The sequence below is a fragment of the Modestobacter marinus genome, assembly GCF_011758655.1.
GTDB lineage: Bacteria > Actinomycetota > Actinomycetes > Mycobacteriales > Geodermatophilaceae > Modestobacter > Modestobacter marinus.
In genome coordinates, this window is sequence record NZ_JAAMPA010000001.1 from 1756194 (window position 1) to 1782456 (window position 26263).

The 26263-nt window shown below is 75.2% G+C and carries 28 protein-coding genes and 1 riboswitch; of the genes, 16 read left to right on the top strand and 12 right to left on the bottom strand.

What is annotated here, in order from left to right; all coding sequences use genetic code 11:
- Positions 1-35: 35 nt before the first annotated feature.
- Positions 36-722: an alpha/beta hydrolase gene (locus FB380_RS08280; protein ID WP_166754657.1), complete on the top strand. Its 687-nt coding sequence runs from the start codon at positions 36-38 to the stop codon at positions 720-722.
- Positions 723-739: 17 nt separating this feature from the next.
- On the opposite strand, the gene FB380_RS08285 is transcribed toward FB380_RS08280, so the two are convergent.
- On the bottom strand, positions 740-1519 hold the full coding sequence (locus FB380_RS08285; protein ID WP_166754658.1) for a PRC and DUF2382 domain-containing protein: 780 nt from the start codon (positions 1517-1519) through the stop codon (positions 740-742).
- Between the two features lie 102 nt (positions 1520-1621).
- On the opposite strand from FB380_RS08285, the gene FB380_RS08290 reads away from it, so the two are divergent.
- Positions 1622-3691 carry a HelD family protein gene (locus FB380_RS08290; RefSeq protein WP_229681815.1) on the top strand — a complete coding sequence of 690 codons (2070 nt, stop codon included), beginning with the start codon at positions 1622-1624 and terminating at the stop codon, positions 3689-3691.
- 58 nt (positions 3692-3749) lie between these two features.
- Entirely contained in the window at positions 3750-4604 is an 855-nt protein-coding gene (locus tag FB380_RS08295) for a PPK2 family polyphosphate kinase (RefSeq protein WP_166754659.1), read from the top strand.
- Here FB380_RS08295 and FB380_RS08300 read toward each other — a convergent pair.
- The 5 genes from FB380_RS08300 to FB380_RS24600 all read right to left on the bottom strand — a co-directional run bounded on the left by FB380_RS08300 (position 4594) and on the right by FB380_RS24600 (position 8282).
- Entirely contained in the window at positions 4594-5421 is an 828-nt protein-coding gene (locus tag FB380_RS08300) for a YhjD/YihY/BrkB family envelope integrity protein (protein ID WP_249523686.1), read from the bottom strand. The genes FB380_RS08295 and FB380_RS08300 overlap by 11 nt on opposite strands.
- A 71-nt stretch (positions 5422-5492) precedes the next feature.
- A complete protein-coding gene (locus FB380_RS08305) occupies positions 5493-5639 on the bottom strand; it encodes a hypothetical protein (protein ID WP_166754661.1) in 147 nt (48 codons plus the stop codon).
- Positions 5640-5771: 132 nt separating this feature from the next.
- On the bottom strand, positions 5772-7325 hold the full coding sequence (locus FB380_RS08310) for a phytoene desaturase family protein (protein ID WP_166754662.1): 1554 nt from the start codon (positions 7323-7325) through the stop codon (positions 5772-5774).
- Complete coding sequence (locus tag FB380_RS24595; RefSeq protein ID WP_166754663.1) at positions 7322-7780, bottom strand: GNAT family N-acetyltransferase; 459 nt, start codon at positions 7778-7780, stop codon at positions 7322-7324. The genes FB380_RS08310 and FB380_RS24595 overlap by 4 nt, the downstream gene beginning before the upstream one ends.
- Before the next feature lie 4 nt (positions 7781-7784).
- Positions 7785-8282: a hypothetical protein gene (locus FB380_RS24600; RefSeq protein ID WP_229681816.1), complete on the bottom strand. Its 498-nt coding sequence runs from the start codon at positions 8280-8282 to the stop codon at positions 7785-7787.
- Positions 8283-8483: 201 nt separating this feature from the next.
- Positions 8484-8656: riboswitch (cyclic di-AMP (ydaO/yuaA leader) on the top strand.
- A 16-nt stretch (positions 8657-8672) separates the two neighbouring features.
- On the opposite strand from FB380_RS24600, the gene FB380_RS08325 reads away from it, so the two are divergent.
- The 3 genes from FB380_RS08325 (at position 8673) to FB380_RS08335 (ending at position 11696) form a co-directional block, all read left to right on the top strand.
- On the top strand, positions 8673-9854 hold the full coding sequence (locus FB380_RS08325) for a C40 family peptidase (RefSeq protein ID WP_166754665.1): 1182 nt from the start codon (positions 8673-8675) through the stop codon (positions 9852-9854).
- A gap of 164 nt (positions 9855-10018) precedes the next feature.
- On the top strand, positions 10019-10366 hold the full coding sequence (locus tag FB380_RS08330) for a DUF3817 domain-containing protein (protein WP_229681817.1): 348 nt from the start codon (positions 10019-10021) through the stop codon (positions 10364-10366).
- 7 nt (positions 10367-10373) lie between these two features.
- The gene (locus FB380_RS08335) at positions 10374-11696 is read left to right on the top strand and encodes a serine hydrolase domain-containing protein (RefSeq protein WP_166754667.1); all 1323 of its coding nucleotides are present in this window, start codon (positions 10374-10376) and stop codon (positions 11694-11696) included.
- A 4-nt stretch (positions 11697-11700) separates the two neighbouring features.
- Here FB380_RS08335 and FB380_RS08340 read toward each other — a convergent pair whose 3' ends face one another.
- From FB380_RS08340 to FB380_RS08350, 3 genes are read right to left on the bottom strand one after another with little or no spacing between them, the layout of a single operon-like run.
- Positions 11701-12324, bottom strand: a complete 624-nt coding sequence (locus tag FB380_RS08340; RefSeq protein WP_166754668.1) for a pyridoxamine 5'-phosphate oxidase family protein — start codon at positions 12322-12324, stop codon at positions 11701-11703.
- A 35-nt stretch (positions 12325-12359) separates the two neighbouring features.
- Entirely contained in the window at positions 12360-12878 is a 519-nt protein-coding gene (locus tag FB380_RS08345) for a hypothetical protein (RefSeq protein WP_166754669.1), read from the bottom strand.
- 39 nt (positions 12879-12917) lie between these two features.
- Positions 12918-13871: an aldo/keto reductase gene (locus FB380_RS08350; RefSeq protein WP_229681818.1), complete on the bottom strand. Its 954-nt coding sequence runs from the start codon at positions 13869-13871 to the stop codon at positions 12918-12920.
- Between the two features lie 45 nt (positions 13872-13916).
- Here FB380_RS08350 and FB380_RS25390 point away from each other — a divergent pair, with 45 nt between their 5' ends.
- The 4 genes from FB380_RS25390 to FB380_RS08370 all read left to right on the top strand — a co-directional run bounded on the left by FB380_RS25390 (position 13917) and on the right by FB380_RS08370 (position 16499).
- Positions 13917-14168, top strand: a complete 252-nt coding sequence (locus tag FB380_RS25390) for a DUF3253 domain-containing protein (protein WP_166754671.1) — start codon at positions 13917-13919, stop codon at positions 14166-14168.
- Positions 14169-14237: 69 nt separating this feature from the next.
- Complete coding sequence (locus FB380_RS25915; protein ID WP_166754672.1) at positions 14238-15716, top strand: AAA family ATPase; 1479 nt, start codon at positions 14238-14240, stop codon at positions 15714-15716.
- A 103-nt stretch (positions 15717-15819) separates the two neighbouring features.
- Positions 15820-16071, top strand: a complete 252-nt coding sequence (locus tag FB380_RS08365) for a hypothetical protein (protein ID WP_166754673.1) — start codon at positions 15820-15822, stop codon at positions 16069-16071.
- Positions 16068-16499 carry a type II toxin-antitoxin system VapC family toxin gene (locus FB380_RS08370; protein ID WP_166754674.1) on the top strand — a complete coding sequence of 144 codons (432 nt, stop codon included), beginning with the start codon at positions 16068-16070 and terminating at the stop codon, positions 16497-16499. The genes FB380_RS08365 and FB380_RS08370 overlap by 4 nt, the downstream gene beginning before the upstream one ends.
- A 193-nt stretch (positions 16500-16692) precedes the next feature.
- On the opposite strand, the gene FB380_RS08375 is transcribed toward FB380_RS08370, so the two are convergent.
- Positions 16693-17184: an Lrp/AsnC family transcriptional regulator gene (locus tag FB380_RS08375; RefSeq protein ID WP_229681819.1), complete on the bottom strand. Its 492-nt coding sequence runs from the start codon at positions 17182-17184 to the stop codon at positions 16693-16695.
- 216 nt (positions 17185-17400) lie between these two features.
- Here FB380_RS08375 and pdhA point away from each other — a divergent pair, with 216 nt between their 5' ends.
- The 6 genes from pdhA (at position 17401) to FB380_RS08405 (ending at position 23659) form a co-directional block, all read left to right on the top strand.
- Positions 17401-18567 carry a pyruvate dehydrogenase (acetyl-transferring) E1 component subunit alpha gene (gene pdhA / locus FB380_RS08380; RefSeq protein ID WP_166754675.1) on the top strand — a complete coding sequence of 389 codons (1167 nt, stop codon included), beginning with the start codon at positions 17401-17403 and terminating at the stop codon, positions 18565-18567.
- 1 nt (position 18568) lies between these two features.
- Complete coding sequence (locus FB380_RS25920; protein WP_166754676.1) at positions 18569-19543, top strand: alpha-ketoacid dehydrogenase subunit beta; 975 nt, start codon at positions 18569-18571, stop codon at positions 19541-19543.
- Positions 19544-19546: 3 nt separating this feature from the next.
- Complete coding sequence (locus tag FB380_RS08390) at positions 19547-21031, top strand: dihydrolipoamide acetyltransferase family protein (protein WP_166754677.1); 1485 nt, start codon at positions 19547-19549, stop codon at positions 21029-21031.
- A gap of 2 nt (positions 21032-21033) precedes the next feature.
- Entirely contained in the window at positions 21034-22230 is a 1197-nt protein-coding gene (locus FB380_RS08395) for an AGE family epimerase/isomerase (RefSeq protein WP_166754678.1), read from the top strand.
- 188 nt (positions 22231-22418) lie between these two features.
- Positions 22419-22877, top strand: coding sequence for an SRPBCC family protein (locus tag FB380_RS08400; RefSeq protein ID WP_166754679.1), 459 nt, complete (start codon positions 22419-22421; stop codon positions 22875-22877).
- 161 nt (positions 22878-23038) lie between these two features.
- Positions 23039-23659, top strand: a complete 621-nt coding sequence (locus FB380_RS08405) for a flavodoxin family protein (RefSeq protein WP_188959497.1) — start codon at positions 23039-23041, stop codon at positions 23657-23659.
- Positions 23660-23785: 126 nt separating this feature from the next.
- Here the strand turns inward: FB380_RS08405 and FB380_RS08410 are convergent, their stop codons facing one another.
- On the bottom strand, positions 23786-24046 hold the full coding sequence (locus FB380_RS08410; RefSeq protein WP_166754680.1) for an HPr family phosphocarrier protein: 261 nt from the start codon (positions 24044-24046) through the stop codon (positions 23786-23788).
- Positions 24047-24077: 31 nt separating this feature from the next.
- Positions 24078-26261: a PTS fructose transporter subunit IIABC gene (locus tag FB380_RS08415; RefSeq protein WP_166754681.1), complete on the bottom strand. Its 2184-nt coding sequence runs from the start codon at positions 26259-26261 to the stop codon at positions 24078-24080.
- Positions 26262-26263: the final 2 nt, after the last annotated feature.

The window sequence follows — 26263 nt, forward strand, 5'->3', positions numbered from 1 at the left end:
CGTGCAGGTGTGCCGTCCGGGGGTAGGGGAGCGCGGTGTCTGCTTCCTCACGCGCGGCCGACGGCCGCCTCGACAGCCGCCCGGACCCGCAGCCCACCGGCACCGCGCCCGGCCCGGGGGTCTCGCGGCTCGACCTGGGGCTGGGGTCGGAGGCGCTGCTCGCCGTCCCACCGGGCGGCCCGGGGCCGCGCCCCCTGCTGGTGTTCTTCCACGGAGCCGGCGGGACGGCGGAGCAGTCGCTGGCCGCGGTCGGCGGGCCGGCCACCGCCCGGGACGTGCTGGTGCTCGCCCCGACCTCGGCCGGCACCACCTGGGACCTGGTGGCCGGCGGCCCGGGCCGGGACGTCGCCGTCCTGGACGCCGCGCTCGCCCAGGTGTTCAGCAGCTGCGCGATCAGCCAGGTGGCGCTGTCGGGCTTCTCCGACGGCGGCTCGTACGCGCTGTCGATGGGCGTGGCCAACGGGGACCTGGCCGCCGCGGTGCTGGCCTTCTCGCCGGGCTTCATGTCCTCACCGGGCCGGTACGGCCGGGCCAGGTTCTGGATCAGCCACGGCACCGAGGACCGGGTGCTGCCGGTGGACCGGTGCGGGCGGCGGGTGTCGGCCGAGCTGCTCGCCGACGGGTACGACGTGACCTACGAGGAGTTCACCGGCGGGCACGTGGTCACCCCGGACCTGGTGACCGCCGGGCTGGACTGGTGGCTGGGTGCCCCGGCCGGCTGACCGGCCGGGGCGGTGCCTCAGTCGCGGAGCGTGTCGGTGGTGGTGAGGTCGACCTCTTCGTGCCGCACCTGCTCGGTGACCTGGGACTCCTCGGTCTCCCACGTCGTGCTCAGCCGGACGCGCTCGGCGGGCACCCGCTCCAGGGAGACCCGCGGCTCCTCGGCGTACAGGGTGACCCAGCCGGTGCTCCGGGAGGGCTGCCGCTCGCCCGTCGCCGCCGTGCCCGGCTCGCGGTCGCCGTGCGCCAGCGGCAGGTGCTCGATCCGGGCGCGCTGCCGGGTGATCGTCACCGGCACGAGCACCTCCTCGCTGACCTCCTCGATGCGCAGGACGGCCCGGGTCCAGGGCTCGACCACGGTCGTGACGTCCAGCTGCTCCTCGGCGAGGGTGACCGTTCCGTCACCGCCGCGGACCGGGCCTGCCGCGCCGCCGCCCCGCACGGTGGTGGCGTCGTCGCGGACGAGCCCGGCGGCCGGCCGGCGGTAGTGCTCCAGCAGCGCCGCCTCCTCCTCGGGGCTCAGGTGGTCCGGCCGGGTCGCGCGGGGCGCGGAGTGGACGGCGGCGGAGTCGACCGCCAGCTGCACCCGGTCGTCCCCGAACTCCGACCCGGTGACCGGGGCGATGAGGGGGACCTCGTCGGTGTCCGGGGCCGCGTGCGTGCCGGGGGTGAGTCCCACCCAGGTGGGCTGTTGGGTCACGTCGTCGAGGTAGACCGCCGTGATCGTGCCCAACGGCTTCCCGTCGCGGTCGTGGGCGGTCGCCCCGATGACAGAGGGCGGAGTCGGGTCACTGGCCATGTCAGGTGGGTGATCCGCGAGCCGGTGGTCTACACATCGTCCGGCGGGTCGTGCCGGAAGTCGGTTGAGCCGGCCACGGACCGCGCGTAGCGTCCTCCGACCGTGTCCGTGCCGTCCGCCCCGGCCCCGCCCGCCCCCGCCGACCGACCCGATCCCGTCCTCGCCGCCGAGCGCGCCCACCTGCTCCGCGCGGCCGACTGCCTGACCACCATGCGTGCCGCCGCCGTCTCCGTCACCGACGCCGGCGTCGACGCCTGGGCCTCCGAACGACTCGGCGCCGCCCGCGCCGAACGGCTGCTCGCGCTGGCCGCCGACCCGGGCGTCCCGGCGTTCTTCGGCCGGACCGACAGCGCCGGTGACCCCCGCCCGGAGACCTTCCACATCGGCCGCCGCCACGTGCGCGACGCGGCCGGCGACCCGGTGGTCATCGACTGGCGGGCGCCGATGAGCCGGCCGTTCTACCAGGCCAGTGCCGCCGAACCGCAGGGGCTGCTGCGCCGGCGCCGCTTCGGCTTCGCCGACGGCGAGCTGACCAGCTACGAGGACGAGCTGCTCGCCGACGGTCAGGACGACGGCGGGGCAGGGGAGCTGTTGCGCCAGGAGATCGAGCGTCCGCGCAGCGGCCCGATGCGCGACATCGTGGCCACCATCCAGCCCGACCAGGACGACATCGTGCGCGCCCCGCTGGCCGAGTCGATCTGCGTGCAGGGCGCCCCGGGCACCGGGAAGACGGCGGTCGGGCTGCACCGGGCCGCCTACCTGCTCTACACGCACGGCGACCAGCTGGCCCGCACCGGCGTGCTCGTGATCGGGCCGAACCGGGCGTTCCTGCGCTACATCGAGCAGGTGCTGCCCGCGCTCGGCGAGGTGGAGGTCGACCAGGCGACGGTCGCGAGCCTCACCGCCCGGGTGACCGTGCGGGCCCAGGACGAGCCGGCGGTCGCCGTGCTCAAGGGCGACCCCCGGATGGCGGAGGTGCTGCGCCGGGCGCTGTGGGGCGGCATCCGCAAGCCGGTGGAGTCGGTGCAGGTGATGCTGTCCGGGCGGAAGTACCGGATCGGTGAGGACCGGCTCAAGCGCTTCGTCGACGACCTGCGCCGGGCCGGGACCTCCGGGGTCGACGACCAGCAGTTGGTGCACTACGCCGCCGGCCGGGAGCGGCTGGCGATGGGGCTGGCCGAGTACGCCCGCCGGCTGAAGGAGGCCGGTGGGGGCAGCCCGACCGACGCGGAGACCCGCCGCGCCGCCCGCAGCGCCGAGGTGCGGGCCTTCTGCGACGCCGTCTGGCCGGCGGTGGACGCCGCCGGGCTGGTGCACGACCTCTTCACCGACCCCGAGCGGCTGGCCCGGGCGGCCCGCGGCGTGCTGACCGAGGAGGAGCAGGCGCTGCTGCACTGGCCCCGCCCGCCGCGGTCGGTGCGCGCCGCGCGGTGGACGGCCGCGGACGCGGTGCTGGTCGACGAGGTGGCCGGGATGCTGGAGCGGGTCCCCGGCTACGGGCACGTGGTGGTCGACGAGGCGCAGGACCTCTCCCCCATGGAGTGCCGGGCCATCGCCCGCCGGCTGGGCGCGGGCTCGCTGACCGTGCTCGGCGACCTGGCCCAGGCCACCAGCCCCTGGTCGGTGGCGGACTGGGCCCAGACGCTGACGGCGCTCGGTCGGCCGGCCACCACCGTCCGGCCGCTCACCCGCGGCTACCGGGTGCCCGGGGAGGTGCTCGACTTCGCCAACCGGCTGCTGCCCGCTCTCGCCCCCGGGCTGGCCCCGGCGACCGCGGCCCGCCGGGAACCGGGGGCGCTGCGGCTGCGGCCGGTCGGCACGCTGGCCGGGCCGCTGGCCGAGGTGGTCGGTGAGCTGGCGGCCCTTGCCGGGTCGACGGGCGTGGTCTGCGCCGACGCGTCGGTCCCCGAGGTGGTCGGGGTGCTCGCCGCGGCCGGGCTCGACGTGGCGCCGCTGGCCGACGACGGGGCGGCGCCGGCCCGGGTGTCCGTCGTCCCCGCCGGGCTGGCGAAGGGGCTGGAGTTCGACCACGTCGTGGTGGTGGAGCCGGCGGCGATCGTCGCCGCGGAGCCGCGCGGGCTGCACCGGCTCTACGTCGTCCTCACCCGGGCGGTGAGCAGCCTGGTGGTGCTCCACCACGCCGACCTCCCCGACCTGCTGGTCGAGGCGTAGGGCGCCCGCCCAGGTCAGCCCCGTGGGGGTCGCGGGCGGTCCTCCCTAGGCTCCGGGCATGCCCGACTCCCTGCGCCGAGCCCTGCGCGCCCCCGCTGCCCCGATCGAGCTGCGCGAGATCGACCCGCGGGCGACCCCGCTGGCGCCCGGTGACAAGGAGTCGACCCGGGAGGCGACGCGGGTGGACGCCGCCCGCCTGGCCGAGCTGCAGCAGCGGCTGTACGCCGAGGCCAGCGGTGGCAGCCGGCGGCGGGTGCTGCTCGTGCTGCAGGGCATGGACACCAGCGGCAAGGGCGGGGTGGTCGGGCACGTCGTCGGCGCTGTGGAGCCGCACGGGGTCGCGGTGACGAGCTTCGGCCGGCCGACGCCGGAGGAGCTGCGGCACTCCTTCCTCTGGCGGGTGCGCCGCGCCCTGCCGGGCCCCGGCCGGATCGGGGTGTTCGACCGCTCGCACTACGAGGACGTGCTGATCGGCCGGGTGCGGGAGCTGGCGACCCCCGAGGTGGTCGAGCGGCGTTACCGGGAGATCGTCCGGTTCGAGCGCCAGCTCGTCGCCCACGACGTCACCGTGGTCAAGGTCCTCCTGCACCTGTCGCCGTGGGAGCAGAAGCAGCGCCTGCTGGCCCGGCTCGACGACTCCAGCAAGCGCTGGAAGTTCGACCCCGCCGACCTCGACGAGCGGGCCCGCTGGCCGCAGTACCAGCAGGCCCACGAGGCGGCCCTGGAGCGCACCGACACCGACACCGCGCCGTGGTACGTCGTCCCGGCCGACCGGAAGTGGTACCGGAACTGGGCGGTCGGCCGGCTGCTGCTGGAGACGCTGACCGAGCTGCAGCCCCGGCTGCCCGAGCTGGCCTGGGACGTCGACGAGCAGCGCGACCGGCTGATCGAGGAGCACCCGATCAGCTGCTGAGCGGTGTCCCGCGGTCCAGGCGCTCGTCGAGGGCCTGGGTGAACAGCCAGCCGCCGATCAGCACGAACTGGAGCAGGAACAGCCAGAACCCGATGGCGATCACCCCGCCGACCACGGTGAGCCCCCCGAACGGGGCGCCGAGGTCGAGCGGCAGGGCCAGGAAGAGCACGAAGCCCTGCAGGAAGCCGGACAGGCAGGCCGCGGTGAACAGTGCCCCGGAGACCACGGCCCGCCAGCCCAGCCGGCCGGCCGCGATCACCCGGAAGATCCACACCAGCGGCAGGGTGAGCGCGAACAGCACCGAGTAGTAGCCGGTGGCGAACCCGCCGACCGCGGCGCCGAACCCGGGTGACTCGGCCAGGTGCGCGAGCACCCCGCCGGCCAGCAGCAACGGGTACAGCAGCAGGGGTGCCAGCACCAGCAGCGGCAGGGCCAGCGCCCGTCCCCGCCAGGCGGTGAACCGGTCGTGGGCGGGGCTGAACCGCAGCAACGCCCGGCGCAGCCCCTCGCCGTACAGCGAGATCGGCAGCAGGGTGAGCAGGGCGCCGACGACGCTCAGCCCGGTGCCCGCCTCGGCCAGCCGCTCCACCGCCCGCGGGGCACCCAGCGCGCCGGGCAGCACGTCGGACAGCCGCCCGACGAGCTCCCGCACCTGGTCGGCACCGGCCACCCAGCTGGTGAGCCCCAGGGAGAGCACGAGCGCCGGGACGACGGCGATCCCCGCGTAGAAGGTCAGGCCGGCGGCGATCAGCGCGGTGTCCCGGTTGCGCAGCCGGGCCCGCATCGCCCGCAGCAGGCCGCGCGCCTCCTCAGCCACCCGCACCGGGACCATCTGACCAGGTCGGGGCCGACGCCGCTCGTCGGCGCGCCCGCCGCCGTGGACCGGGGTCAGGCGCTGTTGGCCACCAGGAGCATGTAGGAGAACACCACCACCAGGATGAGCACGAACGTGCCGACGATCAGCAGGCGCGCACGGTTCTTCGGCAACCGGCCCTGCCCGGTGCGGTCCGGGCGGTCGTCGGGTCCCTGGCTCATCGGTCCTCCTGGTCGTCGGGTGGTCACCGGTCCGGTGGGTCCCCTCGGCGGGCCGGCTCGGGCGAGCAGGCTGCTGTGTCCTGCCTGCCCACTTCCGCCGGTGCTCACGCCTGCCGGTGCGGCCCACTCCGCTCAGTGGCCGCCGAGCAGGTGCTGGGCCGCGGCGAAGCCGCCCAGTCCACTGACCGCACCGCCGCGCACGGTGCCGCCGGAGGAGGCGGCGACCACCCGGGGGTGCGCCGTCGCCACGCCCCAGGTGCCGACGGCGGCCGGGTCGGGCGCCACCGGCCAGGCGAGGTCGCCGTGGAAGATGTGGCCGCCCGGCATCGCCAGCGCTGCCTCCACGTCCAGCGGTGAGGACGCCTGCAGGCACGGCCGCCCGTCACCGTCGGTGGCCAGGCAGTCGGCCAGCGGCTCGGTCAGATGGGCGTCCAGCTGGGCCACCACCCGCCGTACCGCCTCGGCCCGGGTGCCGGCGTCGTCGGCGGCGTACAGCTCGGCCGGCGTGTGCAGCCCGAACAGGGTCAGGGTGTGCAGCCCGGTGTCGCCGACGATCGACGGGTCGGTGAGCGAGTGGCAGTACACCTCGAAGGGGATCACCTCGGGCAGCCGGCCGGCCGCGGCCTGCGCGTACGCGGCGTCGAGCTGGGAGGCCGCCTCGTCGACGTGCACGGTGCCGCTGAAGACCCGGCGGGGGTCGGCGCCGGACCGCAGCCCGGGCAGCCGGCGCAGCACCATGTTGACCTTCAGCTGCGACCCCGACGGCCGCGGCGCCGGGGCAGCGCCCAGCAGGTCGTCGAGCACGGCCGGGGCCGCGCCGCTGACCAGGTGCCCGGCGTCGGCCGCGTGCGCCGTCCCGTCCCCGTCGGTCCAGTGCACCGTGACGCCGTCGGCCCGGGTCTCGACCGCGGTGACCTCGGCGCGGGTGAGCAGCGCCGCCCCGGCCGCCCGTGCCGCATCGGCGAGGGCGCCGCTGACCGCGCCCATGCCACCGACCGGGACCCGCCAGCGGCCCGTGCCGTTGCCGATGAGGTGGTAGAGGAAGCACCGGCCGGCCAGCCCGTCCGCGGCGTGCAGGTCGGCGGAGGTGCCGATCAGCCCGTCGGTGAGCGCGATGCCCCGGACGTCGTCGTCGGTGAGGTGGTCGGCGACGACGTCGGCCAGCGGCCGTTCGCGCAGGTCGTGCCAGAGGCCCGGGTCCCGCAGCCGGGCATCGAGCGCCGCCTCGCTGGGCAGCGGAGCGGTCAGGGTGGGGGCCAGGTCCTCGGCCAGGGTGGTCAGCCGGCCGTAGAACCGCTGCCAGCCGGCGAACTCGGCGTCCGAGCCGGTGAGGGCGCGGAAGGAGGCCGCCGTCTCCGGCCCCTCCTCCCGCTCGACCAGCAGGCCGGTGGCTGCGCCCCCGCGGCGCAGCGGCGTGTAGGAGGCGACGGCGCGGTCGACCAGGGTGATCGGCAGCGCCAGGTCGGCGACGATCCGGTCGGGCAGCAGGCTGACCAGGTAGGAGTACGCCGACAGCCGGACGTCGACCCCCGGGAAGACCCGCTCGCTGACCGCGGCGCCGCCGAGCACGGCCCGCCGCTCCAGCACGAGCACCGACCAGCCCGCGCGGGCCAGGTAGGCGGCGGCGACCAGCCCGTTGTGGCCGCCACCGGCCACGATCGCGTCGTACCGGGCCGCGGTGCTCACGCCAGCTCGCGGGCGAAGAAGACGGCGTGGGGGTCGTCGGCGTCGACGTAGTGCCCGAACGCCTCGACGGGTGTGTAGCCGGCCGAGGTGTACAGCCCGACCGCCTCCGGCTGCCGGACCCCCGTCTCCAGGCGCACCGTCGTCCACCCGCGGCGCAGCGCCTCGGCCTCCAGGCCGGCGAGCAGCAGCCGGGAGACGCCCCGGCCGCGGGCCGGCGGGACGACGTACATGCGCTTGACCTCGGCCTCGGTGTCGCCGAGCGGGCGCAGGGCACCGCAGCCGATCGGCGTGCCGTCGTCGTCCCGGGCGAGGAGGACGACGGCGACGTCGGCGGCGGAGGGCGGCACCCCCGGCTCGCCCACGCCGCCGTAGCGGGCCCGCAGCTCGACCTGCTGGGCGGCGGTCAGCGCGGAGACGTCCGGGTCGTCCCAGGAGGCGGTGGAGAGGGTCGGCACCGGGTCATCCTGGCGCGCCGTCGTCCACCCGCTGCAGCAGCCCCCAGACGAACCGGGCCCGCACCCCGCCCGGGAGGTGCACCTCGTAGCGGCTCGGGACCCCGGGGTCGACACCGGTGGCGCCGGGGAGGGCCAGGACGTCGTCCACCACGTGCTCCCACACGCGCAGGGCACCCGGTGCCGCGGCGGGCACCGGTGAGCCGGGTGCACGCACCAGCTGCTCGTGGAGCACGGCGCCGTCCGGGCCACCCAGCACCTCCCACCGCAGGTGCGGCCACAGCGGCAGCGGCCACCGCTGGACGAGGAGGTCGACGTCACCGAACCGGCGGTGTTCCCGCTCGGCCGGGGGACCGAGCACCGCAGCCCGCAGGGCGACCCCGCGCGGTGCTCGCTCTGTGTGATGGAGGGCGCGCCATCGGCGGTGTGCGGCGCGGGCCTCGGCCCGGTCGGAGCCGAGTCGGGGCAGTGCCTCGGCGACCAGGTCGGGTCGCGTGTCGGCCATGCGACGGAGCAGCACGAGACAGAACTCCCGCCGCGCCAAGCCCTGCACCCGGCGAGCCTGTCACGCTCGGTGAGCGTGTTGGAGCACACGCCAGGAGTTTCTCCACAAATTGGCCTCAGCCGTTTGTCACGAGCACATAACGCACGTACGGTCACCAGCGGTCCTGACGGGCAGCGCAGTCGCCCACCCGGGTGACGACCGACGGGACCGCCGCCGAACCACATGGCTCGCAGCGACACTCGCGGGCTCGTGGACCGGGGACCCACCGCAGCACTGGGGTGAAGCTCCGCACGGCCCGTCCGCGGGCCCGAGGAGCCGGGCGACTTCCCGCCCGAACCCGTCAGCTAACTCGGTAGGCGGCAGGTGGAAGAAAGGACACACCCGCCGAACATGGCGAGTTCGCACACCTCTGTCCGTCGTGGCCTCACCGGCCGACGGGCCCTGTTCACCCTGATCGCCGTGGGTGGCCTGACTCTTGCTCCGCTGCCCGCCCTGGCGGCTCCTGAAACACCCACCACCTCCCAGGAGGCGGCCGAGCTCATCGCCGCCCGCGGTCACGACCTCGAGGTCGTCACCGAGAAGATGCACGAAGCGACCGACGTGCTGACCGGCATGAAGGCCGCCTCGGACGCCGCCGCCGCCGAGCTCGTCGCCGCCGAGGCAGCCGTGGTCGAGGCCCGTGACCACGTGCGCCAGGTGGCCCGCAGCGCCTTCACCGGTGAGCAGCTCTCCTCGCTGCAGGCCATGCTCACCAGCTCCTCCGCCGACGAGATGCTCGACCGGATGGGCACGCTGGACAGCATCGCCGGGCACAACAACGAGGTGCTCGGGACGGCTCAGCAGGCCAGCGTCGCCGCCGACGAGGCGAAGGTCGCGGCCGAGAAGGCCGCCGCCGACGCCGAGGCGCAGGTCGCCGAGGTCGCTGCGCAGCAGGCCGACCTGAACGCGCAGATCGCCGAGTACCAGGCCGAGTACGACCGGCTCTCCGCCGAGGAGCGCGAGCGCGCCCGGATCCTGGCCGAGCAGCAGCATGCGGCCGAGGCCGCGGCAGCCGCCGCAGCCGCAGCCGAGCGCGAGGCCGCGGCAGCCGCCGCGGCCGAGCGGAACTCCCAGCCGGCCTCGCGCGCCGAGCGCAGCGCCCCCGCCGCCGCTCCGTCCGCGTCCAGCTCCGCGGCCCCGGCCCCCGCGCCGGCCCCGGCTCCGGTCGTGGCCAGCAGCGGTGCTGCCGCCACCGCGGTGAACACCGCGATGGCCCAGCGTGGCAAGCCCTACGTCTGGGGTGCCACCGGCCCGAACTCCTACGACTGCTCCGGGCTGGTGAAGTACTCTTACGCATCGGCGGGGGTCAACCTCCCCCGCAGCAGCAGCCAGCAGGCACAGGCCGGCCGTGCGGTCTCCCGCGGGGAGCTGCAGCCGGGCGACCTGATCGCCTTCTACTCGCCGGTCAGCCACATCGGCATCTACATCGGCGGCGGCCAGATGGTCCACGCGCCGACGTCCGGTGACGTGGTCAAGGTCGCCAGCATCGACGCCATGGGCCCGATCACCGCCATGCGCCGGGTCGCCGGCTGACAGCTGCACCACCCTCCGCCGGTGCCCCGGTCGCCTGACGGCGGCCGGGGCACCGGTGCGTCCGGGCCCGGTGGCGACGATCACGTGAGCGTGGGTGCCGACGCCCCGTCCCGCCGGGCACGATGAGGAGCACCCCACCCTCCGCCCCACCCCCGAGGAGAACCGTGCCCGCCGCACTGACCGACCCCGCGAGGGTCGCCCGCGTCTTCCGCGCCGTCGCCATCGCCGAGGCCGTCTCCTGGGTGCTGCTGCTGGCCGGCATGTTCGTCAAGCGGGTGCTGGACGCCTCGGAGCTGGGCGTGCAGGTCTTCGGCCCGGTCCACGGCGCGGTCTTCGTCGCCTACGTCGTCGTCGCCCTGCTGGCCTGGCGGGTGCTCCGCTGGACGCCGGTCACCGCGCTGCTCGCGCTGGCCGCCTCCCTCCCGCCGCTGGTGACCATCTGGTTCGAGCGCTGGGCCCGGCGCACCGGCCGGCTGCCGCTCGACGCCACCACGCCCGTCCGGGTCGGCTGAGCCCGCGATGGCCACCCCCGTCCTGCCCGCCACCGCCCGCACGCTGCTGGCCCGCACCGCCCGGGTCCAGCGGGACGGCCGGGCGCCCAGCCTGGTCGCGGGCGTCGTCCGGGACGGCGGGCTGGCCTGGTCGGCCGGTCGCGGCGACGTCGCCGAGCCGCACGCCGACGTGCAGTACCGGCTGGGCTCGATCAGCAAGACGGTGACGGCCCTGGTCGTGCTCCGGCTGCGCGACGAGGGCCGCCTCGGGCTCGACGACCTGCTCGAGGAGCACGTCCCCGGCACCCCCTTCGGGGAGCGCACCGTGGGGCACCTGCTCTCCCACCTCGCCGGGGCCAGCTCGGAGAGCCCGGGCGGCTGGTGGGAGCGCGTCCCCGGCGGGTCGCTCGCCGAGCTGCGGCTGACCGACGACGACGTCGTCCTGGGCAGTGCGCGGCGGTTCCACTACTCGAACCTCGGGTTCGGGCTGCTCGGTGAGCTGGTCGCCCGGCACCGTGGGCGGTCCTGGGTCGAGGTGGTGCGGGACGAGGTCCTGCTGCCGCTGGGCATGGAGCGCACCACCCCGCGGCCCACCGGCCGGGCGGCGCAGGGCGCGGCGGTGCACCCGTGGGCCGACGTCGTCCTGCCCGAGCCCGAGCACGACGCCGGGGTGATGGCCGCGGCCGGCCAGCTGTGGGCGACGCTGGCCGACCTCGGCCGGTTCGCCGCCTTCCTGCTCGGCGACACCGGCGGCGTGCTCTCGCCGGCGACGCTGGAGGAGATGACCGTGCCGGCCGGGGTCGACTCCTCCTCCCCCGGGTGGTCGGCCTACGGGCTCGGCGTGCAGGTGCTGCGGGTCGACGGGCACACCCTCGTCGGGCACGGCGGCTCGATGCCGGGCTTCTTGGCCGGGGTCTTCGTCGACCGGTCCGAGCAGGCCGGCGGGGTCATGCTGGCCAACACGACCAGTGGGCTCGACCCGCTGGTGCCCGGGCTGCTGGCCGACCTGCGGGCCGCCGAGCCCCGGGTGGTCGAGGCCTGGGAGCCGTCCCCGTCGCCGCTGCCGCTGGACCTGCTCGGCGTGTGGTTCTGGGGGCCGGCCCCGCTGGTGCTGCGCGCGCAGTCGGGTGGCCTGCTCCACCTGGGCCCGCTGCCCGGCCGGCCGGGACGGGCCAGCCGGTTCGCCCCCCGCGCGGACGGGACCTGGGTCGGGCTGGACGGCTACTACGCCGGCGAGACGCTGCGCATCGCCCCGGACCACCTGGACCTGGCGACGTTCGTGCTCACCCGCACCCCCTACGACCCCGAGGCGCCCGTGCCCGGCGGGGTCGACGAGCGCGGCTGGCGCTGACCCGTCAGCGGCCGGCCGGGTACAGCCCGGCCGCGTACTGCTCGCCGTAGTACTGCTCCAGCTCGGCCAGCGGCGTGGCGGCGGCCTCCTGGGCGTGGGCGATCCGGGGTCGGGAGGGCAGCGCCTCCGGGTCCCAGGTCGCCGGGTCCCACAGCTGGGAGCGCAGGAACGCCTTGGCGCAGTGATAGAAGACCGACTCGATCTCGACCACCAGGGCCAGCAGCGGCCGGTTGCCGCGGACCACCATCCGGTCGAGCAGGTCCGCGTCGCGGACGAGCCGGGCCCGGCCCTGCACCCGGAGGGTGTCGCTCCGGCCGGGGAGCAGGTAGATCAGGCCCACGTGCGGGTTGCCCAGGATGTTGCGGAACCCGTCGGCCCGGCGGTTGCCGGCCCGCTCGGGCAGTGCGATCGTCCGGTCGTCCAGGACCAGGGTGAACCCGGGTGGGTCGCCCTTCGGCGAGACGTCGCAGCTGCCGTCCGCGGCCGAGGTCGCCACCAGGCAGAACGGCGAGGCGGCCAGCCACCGGCGGTCGATGTCGTCCAGGCTCGGCCGGTCCTTGGTTGCGGCCCGGGGGGCCGGCTCGCCCAGCAGGTCGCGCAGCTCCGCCTCGGTGGTGATCTCGTCCACGTCATCAGTCTGGGCCACGCCGGCGACCAGCCGGGTCAGGGACGGTCGAACGCGTCCATCGTCGTCTTCACCACGACGCCGTAGGCCAGGTGCGGGACGACGTCGGTGACCCAGGACGACAGCGGCCAGGTGCGCGGGTCGGTGATGCCCAGCGCGGTCATCGGGCCGTTGGACCCGATCAGCACGCCGATCGTGGTCAGCGCCGTCCCGACCAGGGGCTGGGAACGGAAGCCGGCCGCCCGGGCCAGCCCGGCGAGCACCCCGACCCCGACCCCGGCGGCCAGCCCGGTGAGCGGGCCCAGGCCCTGGACCCGGTTCTGCCGGGTCTCCTCGTCGCCGGGGATCGACACGTGGGCCTTCTCCGCGAGCGCCTCGACGGTCTGCTCGGGGGTGGAGCTGGTGCCCCGGCCCCGACCGGCCATGTCCAGGTAGGTGACGGCGTTGAGCGCGGTCGTGCCGGCCGCTCCGGCGGCGGCGCCGCGCAACACCCAGCCCACCGTGCTGATCCCGCGCCTGCCCTTGCCGATCGTCCCGAACGGGGTCTGCTTGGCCATGTCGGCGGCTCTACCCGGGCAGCGCGGCGGGCGAAACGGTCAGCGCCAGCCCAGCCGGCTGCGGGCGGACCAGTACTCCGCCGGCTCCTCGGGCTGCACCCAGCCGGAGGCGGCCGGCTCCTCGACTGCCAGCTCCACGGTGCGGGCAGCGGCGTTGCTGGTCAGCTGCGCCACGGTCACGGCGCCGGAGAGCACGACGGCGCACCACGGCTGGGCCAGCGCCGCCGCCAGGGCGAGCGCGTCGACCCCGACGCCGCGCTCCCGGGCCGCCGCGGCCAGCGGGGAGTCCGGCGCGGTGCCCCGGTCGGTCAGCCGGCCGTTCGCCACCCCCTCCTTAACGACCACCCGGGCGCCGGCGGCCGACGCCTCGGCCAGCGCCGTCCCGGAGGAGGGCTCCAGCAGGTTCCAGGTCGACTGCACGGTGGTGAACAGCGGCGCGCCGTCGACGGTCAGCTCCAGCCCGCGCCGGACGGCGTCGGCCTGGGCCGCCCCGGAGGTGGAGAACCCGAGCTCGATGCCGTCGGCGCGCAGCCGGGCCAGCCGGTGCTGCAGCGGCCGGTCGGTCCACAGCGGGCTGTCGGCGGTCAGCGAGTGCACCTGGTACAGCCGCAGCCACGGGCCGAGCAGCTGCGTCGTCTCGGCCAGTTGCCGCTCGAAGGCCGGCTCGGTGTGCTCCTTGACCTCGTGCACCTCGGCGTCGGTGCGCCAGTCGGCGGTGTACCGGTAGCCCCACTTGCTCGCCACGAACGGCACGACCTCGGCGGAGCGCAGCCACGCGGCGAGGAACTCCTCGGCGCGGCCGTAGGACCGCGCGGTGTCCACGTACCCGATGCCCAGCGCGGTCGCGGCGTCGAGCAGCTCGGCGGTGCGGGCCTGCAGGACGGCGGGGGCGCGGTCGGCGGGCAGGTCGTCGTCCCGGCCGAGGGTGAGGTAGGCCGGCCGGCCGACGGCGGCCAGGCCGAGACCGAGCTGGGCGGGGGAGTCGGGAGGCACGGGCCCATCCCAGCACCCCGACGGCGTCCGGGGCATCCTGGCCGGGTGGACGACGTCGACCGGGTGCTCGAGCAGACCATCGACGCCCTGCTGGGCCAGCGTCGTCCCGGCGCCTCGATCTGCCCGTCCGAGGCGGCCCGGGCGGTCGACCCCGACGGCTGGCGCGACCTGATGCCCGCGGCCCGTTCGGCAGCGGGGCGGCTGGCCGCGGCCGGCGCGGTCGAGGTCACCCAGTCCGGCGCGGTGGTCGACGTCGCCACCGCGCGTGGCCCGGTGCGGGTGCGCCGGCCCCGCTGAAACGGTTGTCCTCCCGGGTCCGGGGGTGGCTACGGTGCGGTCTCCACCGGCGTAGCGGAAGAGGGCAGCGTGGCGGTCGACGGACAGGCGTACGGCTCGGAGCTCCGGCTGCAGTTCGACCCGCCGCCGGCCGCGGCACCCCGGCCGGAACTGGCCGACGTCGGCAAGCTGGTGCGCCGGGGGGTGCGTGCGGTGGTCGGGGCCGCCCGCGCCGAGGAACGGACGTCGCTGTCCGGCCTGCTGCTGGCCCACCTGGGCCCGGCGGGCGCGGAGCTCGACGTCGTCGGGGAGTCGTGGCCCGGGTACGAGCACGTCAACGTCCAGGCCGGGCTGGACACCTGGCTGGCCGGCCCGGAGCGCAGCTGGCAGCTGGTCGGCGTCGTCGGCTTCCAGCACCGCCAGTTCGGCCTCGGCGAGCTCCTGTCGGCCGGGCCGGAGGCGGAGGACCCCCACGGGCCCCGGCCGGGGAACGCCTCCCGGGTCAACCGGGCGGCCGGGCCGGACGGCGCATCCCGGCCGTGCGTGCGCTGCGGCATCTACCTGGTGACCGACGGGGCGGCCCGCACCGCGGTGCTGCTGCGCGGGCCGGAGCCGGAGTTCGGGCTGCCGGAGACCACGGTGCAGGTGGTCAGCACCGAGCCGGGGCTGGCCCTGCGGGCGACGGCGGAGATCCGGGCGGCGGCGATGGGCCAGAACGTGTTCCGCGGCCAGGTGCTGTCCTTCGGCGCGGAGGTGTTCGGCCACGGCCAGACGCTGCTGCAGTTCCACCGCCGGCCGGCCCTCGCCGCCGACCAGCTGGTGCTCGCCGCGGACACGCTCGCCGAGGTGGAGCGTCAGGTGGTGGAGGTGGCGCGGCATAAGGAGCAGCTGCTGGCCGCCGGGCAGCACCTCAAGCGGGGCGTGCTGCTGTACGGGCCGCCGGGTGTCGGCAAGACGCACACGGTGCGGTACCTGACCAGCCGGCTGACCGGGACCACGGTCCTCCAGCTCACCGGCAACGCCCTGCACCTGATCGCCGAGGCGTGCTCGGTCGCCCGGGCGCTCGCGCCGGCGATGCTGGTCATCGAGGACGTCGACCTGATCGCCGAGGACCGCGGCATGCACCCCGGCCAGCACCCGCTGCTGTTCCAGCTGCTCAACGAGATGGACGGGCTGGCCGAGGACGCCGACGTCGTCTTCGTGCTGACCACCAACCGGGCCGACCTGCTCGAGCCGGCGCTGGCGGCACGGCCGGGGCGGGTCGACCAGGCGGTGGAGCTGCGGCTGCCCGACGCCGACGCCCGCCGGGCGTTGTTCGACCTCTACCGGGGCGGGCTGGAGGTCGACACCAGCGGGCTGGACGACGTCCTGGCCCGGACCGACGGCGTGACCGCCTCCTTCCTGAAGGAGCTGCTGCGCCGCGCCGCGCTGCTGGCGGCGCAGCGGACCGAGAGGGGACCGCTGAGCGTGTCCGCCGCCGACCTCTCCGGCGCACTGGACGAGCTGCTGGACACCCGCAACGCCATGACCCGCGCCCTCCTGGGCAGCCGGCCCGACCCGGAGGACTGACGACGCGCCCGGGCGGGGGCCGTCCAGACGGTGCGCGGCCGGGCGTCCGGGCCGGCTCGCGTGGGAAGCGATCGGATCGACGAGGACTGAGTAGACTTCGATCATGAGCACGGCTGACGGCTGGGACCTGACGGTCCCCGACGACGCGAACGAGCTGCTCGCTGAGCTGCGTCGTCACGGTGTCGTGCCTGGCCAGCGTCTCCGTGTCGTCCCCGGCGTCGGCCAGGAGCCGACAGTCGCTGATGAACCCACTGTCCAGCGGCGTTCGATGGAGTTCATCGCGTCGTTCGCTGCTGAACCGGACCTCGGCCGCAACGCTGACGAGTACCTCGCCGAGGGGTTCGGCCGAGATTGATCCTGGTCGACACCAACGTCCTCGTCGCTGCCGGCAACACCGCTGAGACTGATCACCGCCAGGCTCGAGAGCTCCTGGAGACCGCCGAGGGCGACCTGTTGGTCGCGCCCATGGTGGTGGCTGAGGTCTGCCACCTGGTCGGAACGCGCGACCGTGGCGGCGCCGCGGCTGAGGCAGCGTTCCTGCGCACGATCGCAGCCGGCCATCTGCAGCTCACCGCCATGACCGCCGCCGACGTCGGCCGGATGGCCGAGCTGGTCGCGCAGTACGCCGACCTGGGCTTGGGCGGCACCGATGCATCGCTCGTGGCGATCGCAGACCGCCTGGGCGTCGAGCGCATCGCCACCTTCGACCGCCGACACTTCACTGTCGTGCGCTCTGCCACCGGCGCCGCCTTCACCTTGCTCCGTAGCGAGGGAGGAGCGTAGGCCAGCGTGACGCTGTCCTCCCCGGCCAACCGCCCGATCCGGGCACGTCCTGATCGAGGCCCGTCCTCCCTGCGGCGGCTGGGTCCGGCAGCAGGAGGTCTGAGAGTGGAGGGGCACCCCATGCCCTTCGGTCACGTCGACGACGTCGTGTCCCCGGTTCCCGGGTCGGCGGCGATCACGGCTCACCGGGGCGTCAGTCCGCGTCGGTGACCGGCAGGGACCCGGCGGCGCGTTCCAGCAACGGCGTCATCCGGTGGTCGACGAACCGGCGCAGCGCCAGGTTCGTGTCCGTGCGCTGGACGCCGGGGATCGCCAGCACCTGCTCGGTGATCCGCCACAGGTCGTCGGCGTCGACGGCAACCACCTGGACGAGCAGGTCGGCGACCCCGGAGAGCCCGATGACCTCCAGGACCTCCGGGATCGCGGCCAGCGCGTCCCCCACGTCGGCCAGGCTGCGCTGCACCACCTGCACGGTGACGTAGGCGCCCAGCCGGTAGCCCAGCGCCTCGGGGCGCACCCGCCGCTCGAAGGGGTCCAGCGCGCCGCTGGACTCCAGCCGGCCCAGCCGGGCCTGCACGGTGTTGCGCGCCAGCCCGAGCTGCTGGGAGAGGGCGAGGACCGTGGCGCGCGGGTCCTCGGACAGGGCGAGCAGCAGCCGCGCGTCGGTGGCGTCCAGGGCTGGCACGTTGCTCAGTCTGACAGGCCGGAGCGGTCGGGCAGTGGACTTTCTGCGCAACGGCGTCCGAGGTGGTTGCGCAGATCGGTCGGCGAGTGATCTTCTCCACACACGGCCCGGCGTGCCACCATGTGTGAGTGGCGCCACATCCCCGGCGCCGCGTGGACGTCCAGCGACGGGCGCTCCGGTGACCCCGGGCTACCGCCAGACGGCGAGGAGAGTGGCGTGACTGCGTTGCAGCAGGGGACCACCGAGGTGGTCGACCCCGTACCGGGCGCCGGTGCGCCACACCTGCCCGACCAGCCGGACCTGGTCCAGCTGCTGACCCCGGAAGGCGAGCGGGTCGAGCACCCCGACTACGCCATCGACGTCTCCGACGAGGAGCTGCGCGGCCTCTACCGCGACCTCGCCCTCGTCCGGCGGTGGGACGCCGAGGCGACCGCCCTGCAGCGCCAGGGCGAGCTCGGCATCTGGGCCTCGCTGCTCGGCCAGGAGGCGGCCCAGGTGGGTGCCGGCCGGGCGCTGGCCGAGGGGGACATGGCCTTCCCCACCTACCGCGAGCACGGCGTCGCCTGGACCCGGGGCGTCGACCCGCTGCACGTGATGAGCCTGTTCCGCGGGGTCGACCAGGGCGGCTGGGACCCGGTCGCCCGCAGTTTCAACCTCTACACCGTGGTCATCGGCGCGCAGACGCTGCACGCCACCGGCTACGCCATGGGCCTGCAGCGCGACGGCGCGGAGAACGCGGCGCTGGCCTTCCTCGGCGACGGCGCCACCAGCCAGGGCGAGGTCAACGAGGCGATGATCTGGGCCGCGACCTTCGCCGCGCCCGTCGTCTTCTTCTGCCAGAACAACCAGTACGCGATCAGCGTGCCTATCGAGCGGCAGTCCCGGGTGCCGCTGTACCAGCGGGCCGCCGGGTTCGGGTTCCCCGGCGTGCGGGTCGACGGCAACGACGTCCTCGCCGTGCTGGCCGTGACCCGGGCGGCGCTGGCCGCCGCCCGGGAGGGCTCCGGCCCCACCTTCATCGAGGCCTTCACCTACCGGATGGGCGCGCACACCACCTCCGACGACCCGACCCGCTACCGGCTGGCCGGCGAGCTGGAGGAGTGGAAGCTGCGCGACCCGATCGCCCGGCTCAAGGCGCACCTGTCCCGCAGCGGCATCGCCGACGCCGACTTCTTCGCCGCGGTCGACGCCGAGGGCGACGAGCTCGCCGCCCGGATCCGCCAGGGCACGCTGGAGATGCCCGACCCGGCCGGCACCGAGATGTTCGACCACGTCTTCGCCGAGCAGACCCCGGAGCTGGCCCAGCAGCGCGCGGAGTTCGTCGAGTACCACGCCAGTTTCGACACCGCCGGCTCCGACACCGCGTCCTCCGAGGGGAACTGACGTGCAGACGCTCACCATCGGCAAGGCGCTCAACCTCGGCCTGCGCAAGGCCATGGAGGACGACGGCAAGGTCGTGCTCATGGGCGAGGACATCGGCAAGCTGGGCGGGGTCTTCCGGATCACCGACGGCCTGCAGAAGGACTTCGGCGAGGCCCGCGTCGTCGACACCCCGCTGGCCGAGGCCGGCATCCTCGGCACCGCCGTCGGGCTGGCCATGCGCGGCTACCGGCCGGTGTGCGAGATCCAGTTCGACGGGTTCGTCTTCCCCGCCTACAACCAGATCGTCACCCAGGTCGCCAAGATCCACGCCCGCTCCCGCGGCAAGCTGCCGATGCCGATCGTCATCCGGATCCCGTTCGGTGGCGGCATCGGCGCAGTCGAGCACCACAGCGAGAGCCCGGAGGCCTACTTCGCGCACACCGCCGGCCTCAAGGTCGTCGCGGTCAGCACCCCGGCGGATGCGTACTGGGGCATCCAGCAGGCCATCGCCGCCCCCGACCCGGTCGTCTTCCTCGAGCCCAAGCGGCGGTACTGGGAGAAGGGCGAGGTCGACCCGGACGGCTCCCCCGACCCGCTGTTCGGTTCCCGGGTGGTCCGCGGTGGGGACGACGTCACGGTGCTCGCCTACGGGCCGATGGTGAAGACGGCGCTGCAGGCCGCCGACGCCGCCGCCGAGGAGGGCCGCTCGCTGGAGGTCGTCGACCTGCGCACGCTCTCCCCGCTGGACCTCGACCCGGTCTACGAGTCGGTCCGCCGCACCGGCCGCTGCGTCGTCGTGCACGAGGCGCCGGTGACCCTCGGCCTGGGCGCGGAGATCGCCGCCCGGGTGACCGAGCGCTGCTTCCACTCCCTGGAGGCGCCGGTGCTGCGGGTGGGCGGGTACGACACCCCGTACCCGCCGTCGAAGATGGAGGAGGACTACCTCCCCGACCTCGACCGTGTGCTCGACGCCGTCGACCGATCGATGGGGTTCTGACCGATGGCCCAGCTGCGCCAGTTCAAGCTGCCCGACGTCGGGGAGGGGCTGACCGAGGGGGAGATCCTGTCCTGGCTGGTCGCCGTGGGCGACACGGTGACGGTCAACCAGCCGCTGTGCGAGGTCGAGACGGCGAAGGCCGCCGTCGAGCTGCCCAGCCCGTTCGCCGGCACGGTCACCGAGCTGCTGTTCGACGCCGGGACGACGGTCGACGTCGGCGCCCCGATCATCACGATCGACGTGGGCGGGCCGGCCGACGCGGCCCCGGCGGCGGACGAGCCGGCCGCCGCCGGGACCGGGACCGGGCTGATCGGCGAGACCAACGCCAACGGCCGGACGGCGGTGCTGGTGGGCTACGGCCCGCGCAGCACCGAGGCCAAGCGCCGCCCCCGCCGGGGGCAGCCGGTCGAGGCCGCCGCCGCGCGGGCGACCGCACCGCAGGTGCTCCCCGAGGCCGACTACGGCTCGGGCGGTGACCGGCCGCCGCTGCTGGCCACCGCACCCGACGCCACGGTCAAGCCCGTCCGGCACGGTGGGCTCGAGGCCGCCCGCGCGGCCGAGGCGGCGGCGGCCCGCCGGCCGGCCGAGCCCGCGACGCGCACCCCGTCCGCGACCGCGGGCCGGGGCGCGCTGCGGCCGCTGGCCAAGCCGCCGGTGCGCAAGTACGCCAAGGACCTCGGCATCGACCTCACCACGGTCACCGGCACCGGCGAGGGCGGGGTCATCACCCGCGCCGACGTCGACGCCGCCCTGGCCGCGCCGGCCGCTCCCGAGGCCGCCCCGACCGCGGCCGGTGACACCCGGATCCCGATCAAGGGCGTGCGGAAGCACACCGCCGCGGCGATGGTGGCCAGCGCGTTCACCGCCCCGCACGTCACCGAGTTCCTCACCGTCGACGTCACCCGCACGATGAAGCTGCGCGAGCGGCTCGCCGCCCGGCCGGAGCTGGCCGGGGTGAAGGTCAGCCCGCTGCTGTTCGTGGCCAAGGCGCTGCTGCTGGCGGCGAAGCGGCACCCGATGGTGAACAGCTCCTGGGACGAGGCGGCGCAGGAGATCGTCGTCCACGGCGCGGTCAACCTGGGGATCGCGGCGGCCACGCCGCGGGGCCTGATCGTGCCGAACGTCAAGGACGCCGGCCGGCTGTCGCTGGCCGAGCTGGCCGGCGCGCTCACCGAGCTCACCGAGACCGCCCGGGCGGGGAGGACGCCGCCCGCGGACATGACCGGCGGCACGATCACGATCACCAACGTCGGGGTCTTCGGCGTCGACACCGGCACGCCGATCCTGAACCCCGGCGAGTCGGCGATCCTGGCCTTCGGCGCCGTCCGGGCGATGCCCTGGGTGCACAAGGGCAAGGTCGTGCCGCGGCAGGTGACCACGCTGGCCCTCTCCTTCGACCACCGGATCGTCGACGGCGAGCTCGGTTCCCGCTTCCTGGCCGACGTGGGGGCGCTGCTGCACGACCCCGGCACCGCCCTTACGTTCTGACGGTGCGCACCCAGCTCGGACCCCTGCTGTCCTTCGCCGCCGGCTCCCGGGTCCCCGAGGGGTTCGGCTACCTCGGCGACGACGGGCAGCTCCTCCCCGGGAAGCCGGTGGAGACCTGGATCAGCGCCCGGATGACGCACGTCTTCGGCCTCGGCGCGCTGGCCGGTGAGCCGGGTGTCGAGGAGCTCGCCGCCCACGGCGTGGCGGCGCTGCGCAGCGGCCCCCTGCACGACGCCGAGCACGGCGGCTGGCGGTCGGCGGTGGGCGCCGGCGCGGACGACGACAGCAAGGCCGCGTATGTGCACGCCTTCGTCGTCCTGGCCGGGTCCACCGCCACCGCGGCCGGCATCGAGGGTGGCCGGCAGCTGCTGGACGAGGCGCTGGCCGTCTGGGAGCAGCGGTTCTGGGACGAGGAGGAGGGGCTGGCCCGGGAGTCCTTCGACCGTGCCTGGACCACGGCCGAGGACTACCGGGGCGCGAACGCCAACATGCACGGGGTCGAGTCCACCCTGGCGGCCGCCGACGCCCTGGCCCCCACCGACCCGGGCGCCGCGGCCCGGCTGCGGAACCGTGCGCTGCGGGCGACCGAGCGGATCGTGCACCGGTGGACCCGGGAGCGGGACTGGCGGCTGCCCGAGCACTTCACGGTGGCCTGGGAGCCGCTGCCGGAGTTCAACCGGGACCGCCCGGCCGACCCGTTCCGGCCGTACGGGGTCACCGTCGGGCACCAGTTCGAGTGGGCCCGGCTGTGCCTGCACCTGGCCGCCGCGCTGGGCGAGGACGCCCCCGGCTGGCTGCACGCCGACGCCGACGCACTGTTCCTGGCGGCCGCCGAGCGCGGCTGGGCGGCCGACGGGCAGGAGGGCTTCCCGTACACGCTGGACTGGGCGGACCGCCCGGTCGTCGCCGCCCGGATGCACTGGGTGCTCACCGAGGCGATCGCCGCCGCGGCCGTCCGCCACGTCGTGCACGGTGACCCGCGGACGCTGGAGCTGCAGCAGCGCTGGGAGGAGCTGGGCGACCGGCTGTTCCTGGACCCGGCGGTGGGCAGCTGGCACCACGAGCTGACGCCGGAGGGCACGGTGGGCAGCGGCACCTGGGTGGGCAAGCCGGACGCCTACCACCTGGCGCAGATGCTCCTGCTGCCCGGACGCCCCGTGCGCGGCAGCGTCGCCGCCGCCGTCCTGGCCGCCCGCTGACCTGCCGACCCGGCGTCGAGATCGGGCCGGTGGCTGGCTCCCCGGGGTGGAGGCGACCACCAGCCCGGGGTGATCACCGCGGGGGACGGCGGAACGGGAGCATCTGCTCACTCCGGGTGTATCCGGTGTACGCGATCGGGTAGGGGACTGCTGAACGCACGAGACCCCCCGAGCAGAGGAGGCTCCCCATGGCGAACGTGGAGAAGTCGATCGACGTGGACGTGCCGATCCGGCAGGCCTACGACCAGTGGACGCAGTTCGAGACGTTCCCCGAGTTCATGAACGGGGTCGAGCGGATCACCCAGCTCGACGAGCGGCACACCCACTGGGTCACCAAGATCGGCGGGGTCGAGCGCGAGTTCGACGCCGAGATCACCGAGCAGCACCCCGACGAGCGGGTCGCCTGGAAGAGCACCGACGGCAAGTCGCACGCCGGCGTCGTCACCTTCCACAAGATCAGCGACAACACGACCCGGGTCATGGTCCAGATCGACTGGGAGCCCGAGGGCGTCGTGGAGAAGGTCGGTGCGGCGGTCGGCGTCGACGACCGGCAGATCAGCGCCGACGTCAAGCGGTTCAAGGAGTTCATCGAGAGCCGCGGCACCGAGACCGGTGCCTGGCGCGGCGACGTCCCGCGCGAGGGCTGAGCAAGGACCCCTCTGCCCCCGCGCCTCGCACGGTCGGCGCGGGCCCCTGCAGAGGGGTCGGTCCGACGGCGCCCGCCTCCTCAGCTCGAGGAGGCGGGCGCCGTCGCGTGCGCGGCCGGATCAGATGTGCAGTGCACGACCGGATGGGGCATGGGGTGGTCATGACGACGACGACACCGCTGCGCGCACTCGCGCTGACCTGCAGCCTCAAGCCCTCGCCCGCCCCGTCCAGCACCGACCTGATGGCCCGCCAGGTGCTCGATGCCCTGGCCGGGCACGGCGTCGAGGGGGAGCTGCTCCGGGTGGTCGACCACGACGTCAAGCCCGGCGTCGAGGTGGACATGGGTGACGGCGACGCCTGGCCGTCGATCCGGGAGAAGATCCTGGCCGCCGACGTCCTGCTGCTGGCCACCCCGACCTGGGTCGGGCACATGAGCAGCGTGGCCCAGCGGGTGGTCGAGCGGCTGGACGCGGAGATCTCCGAGACCGACGACCAGGGGCGTCCGCTGGTGTTCGGCAAGGTCGGCATCGTCGCCGTCGTCGGCAACGAGGACGGCGCGCACAAGATCAGCGCCGACCTGTTCCAGGCGCTGGACGACGTCGGGTTCACCGTCCCGGCCCAGGGCGCCACGTACTGGAACGGCGAGGCGATGCACGGCACCGACTACCAGGACCTCGACGAGACCCCGGAGGCGACGGCCACCACGACGGCCACGGTGGCCCGCAACGCCGCCCACCTGGCCCGGCTGCTGAAGGCCTCGCCCTTCCCGCCGGCCTCCTGAGCACGGCCTCCGGCCCGCCTCCTGGGCCGTCGGCCGGCTGAGCCGGCGACACCCGGGACGACGACAGCGCCCGTCCCCAGCCGGGGACGGGCGCTGTCGTGTCGCGGCCCGGTGCGGGCCCGGCGGCTACTCGGCGTCGAGGTCGCTGGCGACCATGTCGGCGATCCGGTCGAGCACCGCGTCGTCGTCACTGTCGACGACGACCTCGGTGCCCTGCTTGGCCCCGAGCGTCATGATCATCAGGGGCGAGCCGGCGTCGACCGGGTTCCCGCCGGGGGTCGCCAGCGTGACCGGCACCCCCGACTTGGAGACGGCCTCGGCGATGAGGGCCGCCGGACGGGCGTGCAGGCCGACGGCGGAGCCGACGGTCACGGTCTTGGAGGGCATCGGTGCCTGCTTTCTGTCGACGTGCTGGGGGTCAGTGTGCCGGGCCGGCGACGGCCGGGCGCGCCGGGGAGGTGCCCGTGCCGGAGTCCCCGTCGAGGTCAGCGGTGAGGTCGCTGGCCAGCGGCTCTCCCCGCTTGGTCCCGCCGACGCTCTTGGCGAGGGTGACCGCGACGCCGCCGACGACGGCGCCGACGAGGACGGCGAGGAAGAACAGCGCCCAGTTGCTCATCGCGAACCAGACGAAGAACCCGCCGTGCGGCGCCTGCAGCTCCAGGCCGAGGCCGGCGACGATCGCACCGGTGGTCGCGCCACCGAGCATCATCGACGGGATCACCCGCAGCGGGTCGACCGCGGCGAACGGGATGGCGCCCTCGGAGATGAAGGAGGCGCCCAGGAGCCAGGCGGCCTTGCCGTTGTCCCGCTCGGCCGGGGTGTAGAGCCGCGGCCGCAGCACCGTGCTGGACAGGGCCATGGCCAGCGGCGGGACCATGCCGGCCGCCATCACGGTGGCCATGATGACCAGCTGCTGCTGGCCACCCTCGCCGGCGATGGCCGCGGTCAGCCCGGTGGTGGCGAAGACGTAGGCGGCCTTGTTCACCGGGCCACCGAGGTCGAAGCACATCATCAGGCCGAGGATGATCCCGAGCAGGATGGTCGCCGCGCCGGTCAGCCCGTTGAGGAAGTCGCCGAGCCCTTCGAGGGCGGCGGCCAGCGGCTGGCCCAGCACGACCACCATCAGCCCGCTGGAGATGAACGTGGCCAGCAGCGGGATGATCACGACCGGCTGCAGGCCGCGGGCGAAGGCCGGCAGCTTCCAGCGGCTGATCCACAGCGCGGCGAAGCCGGCGATGATGCCGCCCACCAGGCCGCCGAGGAAGCCGGCGCCGACGGTGAGCGAGACCGCACCGACGACGAAGCCGGGCACGATGCCGGGCCGGTCGGCGATCGCGTAGGCGATGTACCCGGCGAGGGCGGGGACGAGGAACCCGAAGGCGGCCTGGCCGAGCACGGTGCACAGGGCGCCCAGGTAGCCCCAGAACCCGTCGTTGAGCCCCTCGAGCGGTTCGGCGGTCGGGAGGTCGAAGAAGTTGTTGTTCAGCGCCCAGTTCAGCGCGTAGCTCTGCGCGCCGTCGGTTGCCGGGTCGGCGTTGACGATCTGGTAGCCGCCGAAGAGGAAGCCCAGCGCGATCAGCAGCCCGCCCGCGGCGACGAACGGGATCATGTAGCTGACGCCGGTGAGCAGCCAGCGGCGGATCTCGGCGCCGGTGCTGGGCCGGTCGCTGCTGCCGGTGGCGGCCGCCGCCCCGGACTCGGCGCTGCCCGGCACCCGGCGGGCGTTCGGGTCGTCGGCGGCGGCGAGCGCCTCGCGGATCATCACCTCGGGCTCGTTCATCGCCCGCTTCGTCCCGGACTGCACCAGCGGCTTGCCGGCGAAGCGCTCCCGGTCCTTGACGCCGACGTCGACGGCGAAGATGACGGCGGCGGCCTGGCTGATCACCGACGGGTCCAGCGGGGTCGAGCCCGAGGAGCCCTGGGTCTCCACGTGCAGCTCGACGCCCATCTCCTTCGCCGCGGCGGTGAGCTTGTCGGCGGCCATGTAGGTGTGCGCGATCCCGGTCGGGCAGGCGCTGACCGCGACGACGCTGCGCCCCGCCGCCGGGGGAGCCGTGGCCGGGGTGGCCGCCGCGGGGGCGGGCTCCGCCGCGGCGGTCGTGGCGGTCGCGCCGCCCGTCGCCTGCGGGGCCGGGGCGGCGGGCGCCTCCGGCGGGGAGACGACGTCCTGCACCAGGCCGACGACCTCCTCGGCGGAGCCGGCGGCCCGCAGCGAGGCGACGAACTCCGGGCGCACGAGCGCGCGGGCCAGTGCGGTGAGCAGGGTCAGGTGGTCGGCGTCGCCGTGCTCGGGAGCCGCGATGAGGAAGGCGAGGTCGGCCGGGCCGTCGGGCGCGCCGAAGTCGACCTTCGGGTCCAGGCGGGCGAAGGCCAGCGACGCCTGGGTCACCGCGGCGGAGCGGCAGTGCGGGATGGCGATGCCACCGGGCAGGCCGGTGGCGGCCTTCGCCTCGCGGGCCATCGCGTCGGCGTGCAGGTCGTCGGCGCCGGTGGCGCGGCCGCTGGCGGCGACCAGGCCGGCCAGCCGGCGGACGACGGCGTCCTTGTCCTGACCGAGGTCGGCGTCGAGCGCCACCAGTTCGGTCGTGATGAGTGCGGACATGA

Coding starts and splice junctions, on each gene's coding strand:
- FB380_RS08390 (WP_166754677.1), top strand. CDS start 19,547: ATGGCCCAGCTGCGCCAGTTCAAGCTGCCCGACGTCGGGGAGGGGCTG.
- FB380_RS24600 (WP_229681816.1), bottom strand. CDS start 8,282: ATGGCCGACACGCGACCCGACCTGGTCGCCGAGGCACTGCCCCGACTC.
- FB380_RS08335 (WP_166754667.1), top strand. CDS start 10,374: ATGGCCACCCCCGTCCTGCCCGCCACCGCCCGCACGCTGCTGGCCCGC.
- FB380_RS08400 (WP_166754679.1), top strand. CDS start 22,419: ATGGCGAACGTGGAGAAGTCGATCGACGTGGACGTGCCGATCCGGCAG.
- FB380_RS08365 (WP_166754673.1), top strand. CDS start 15,820: ATGAGCACGGCTGACGGCTGGGACCTGACGGTCCCCGACGACGCGAAC.
- FB380_RS08305 (WP_166754661.1), bottom strand. CDS start 5,639: ATGAGCCAGGGACCCGACGACCGCCCGGACCGCACCGGGCAGGGCCGG.
- FB380_RS08410 (WP_166754680.1), bottom strand. CDS start 24,046: ATGCCCTCCAAGACCGTGACCGTCGGCTCCGCCGTCGGCCTGCACGCC.
- FB380_RS08405 (WP_188959497.1), top strand. CDS start 23,039: ATGACGACGACGACACCGCTGCGCGCACTCGCGCTGACCTGCAGCCTC.
- FB380_RS08415 (WP_166754681.1), bottom strand. CDS start 26,261: ATGTCCGCACTCATCACGACCGAACTGGTGGCGCTCGACGCCGACCTC.
- FB380_RS08325 (WP_166754665.1), top strand. CDS start 8,673: ATGGCGAGTTCGCACACCTCTGTCCGTCGTGGCCTCACCGGCCGACGG.
- FB380_RS08345 (WP_166754669.1), bottom strand. CDS start 12,878: ATGGCCAAGCAGACCCCGTTCGGGACGATCGGCAAGGGCAGGCGCGGG.
- FB380_RS08285 (WP_166754658.1), bottom strand. CDS start 1,519: ATGGCCAGTGACCCGACTCCGCCCTCTGTCATCGGGGCGACCGCCCAC.
- FB380_RS08295 (WP_166754659.1), top strand. CDS start 3,750: ATGCCCGACTCCCTGCGCCGAGCCCTGCGCGCCCCCGCTGCCCCGATC.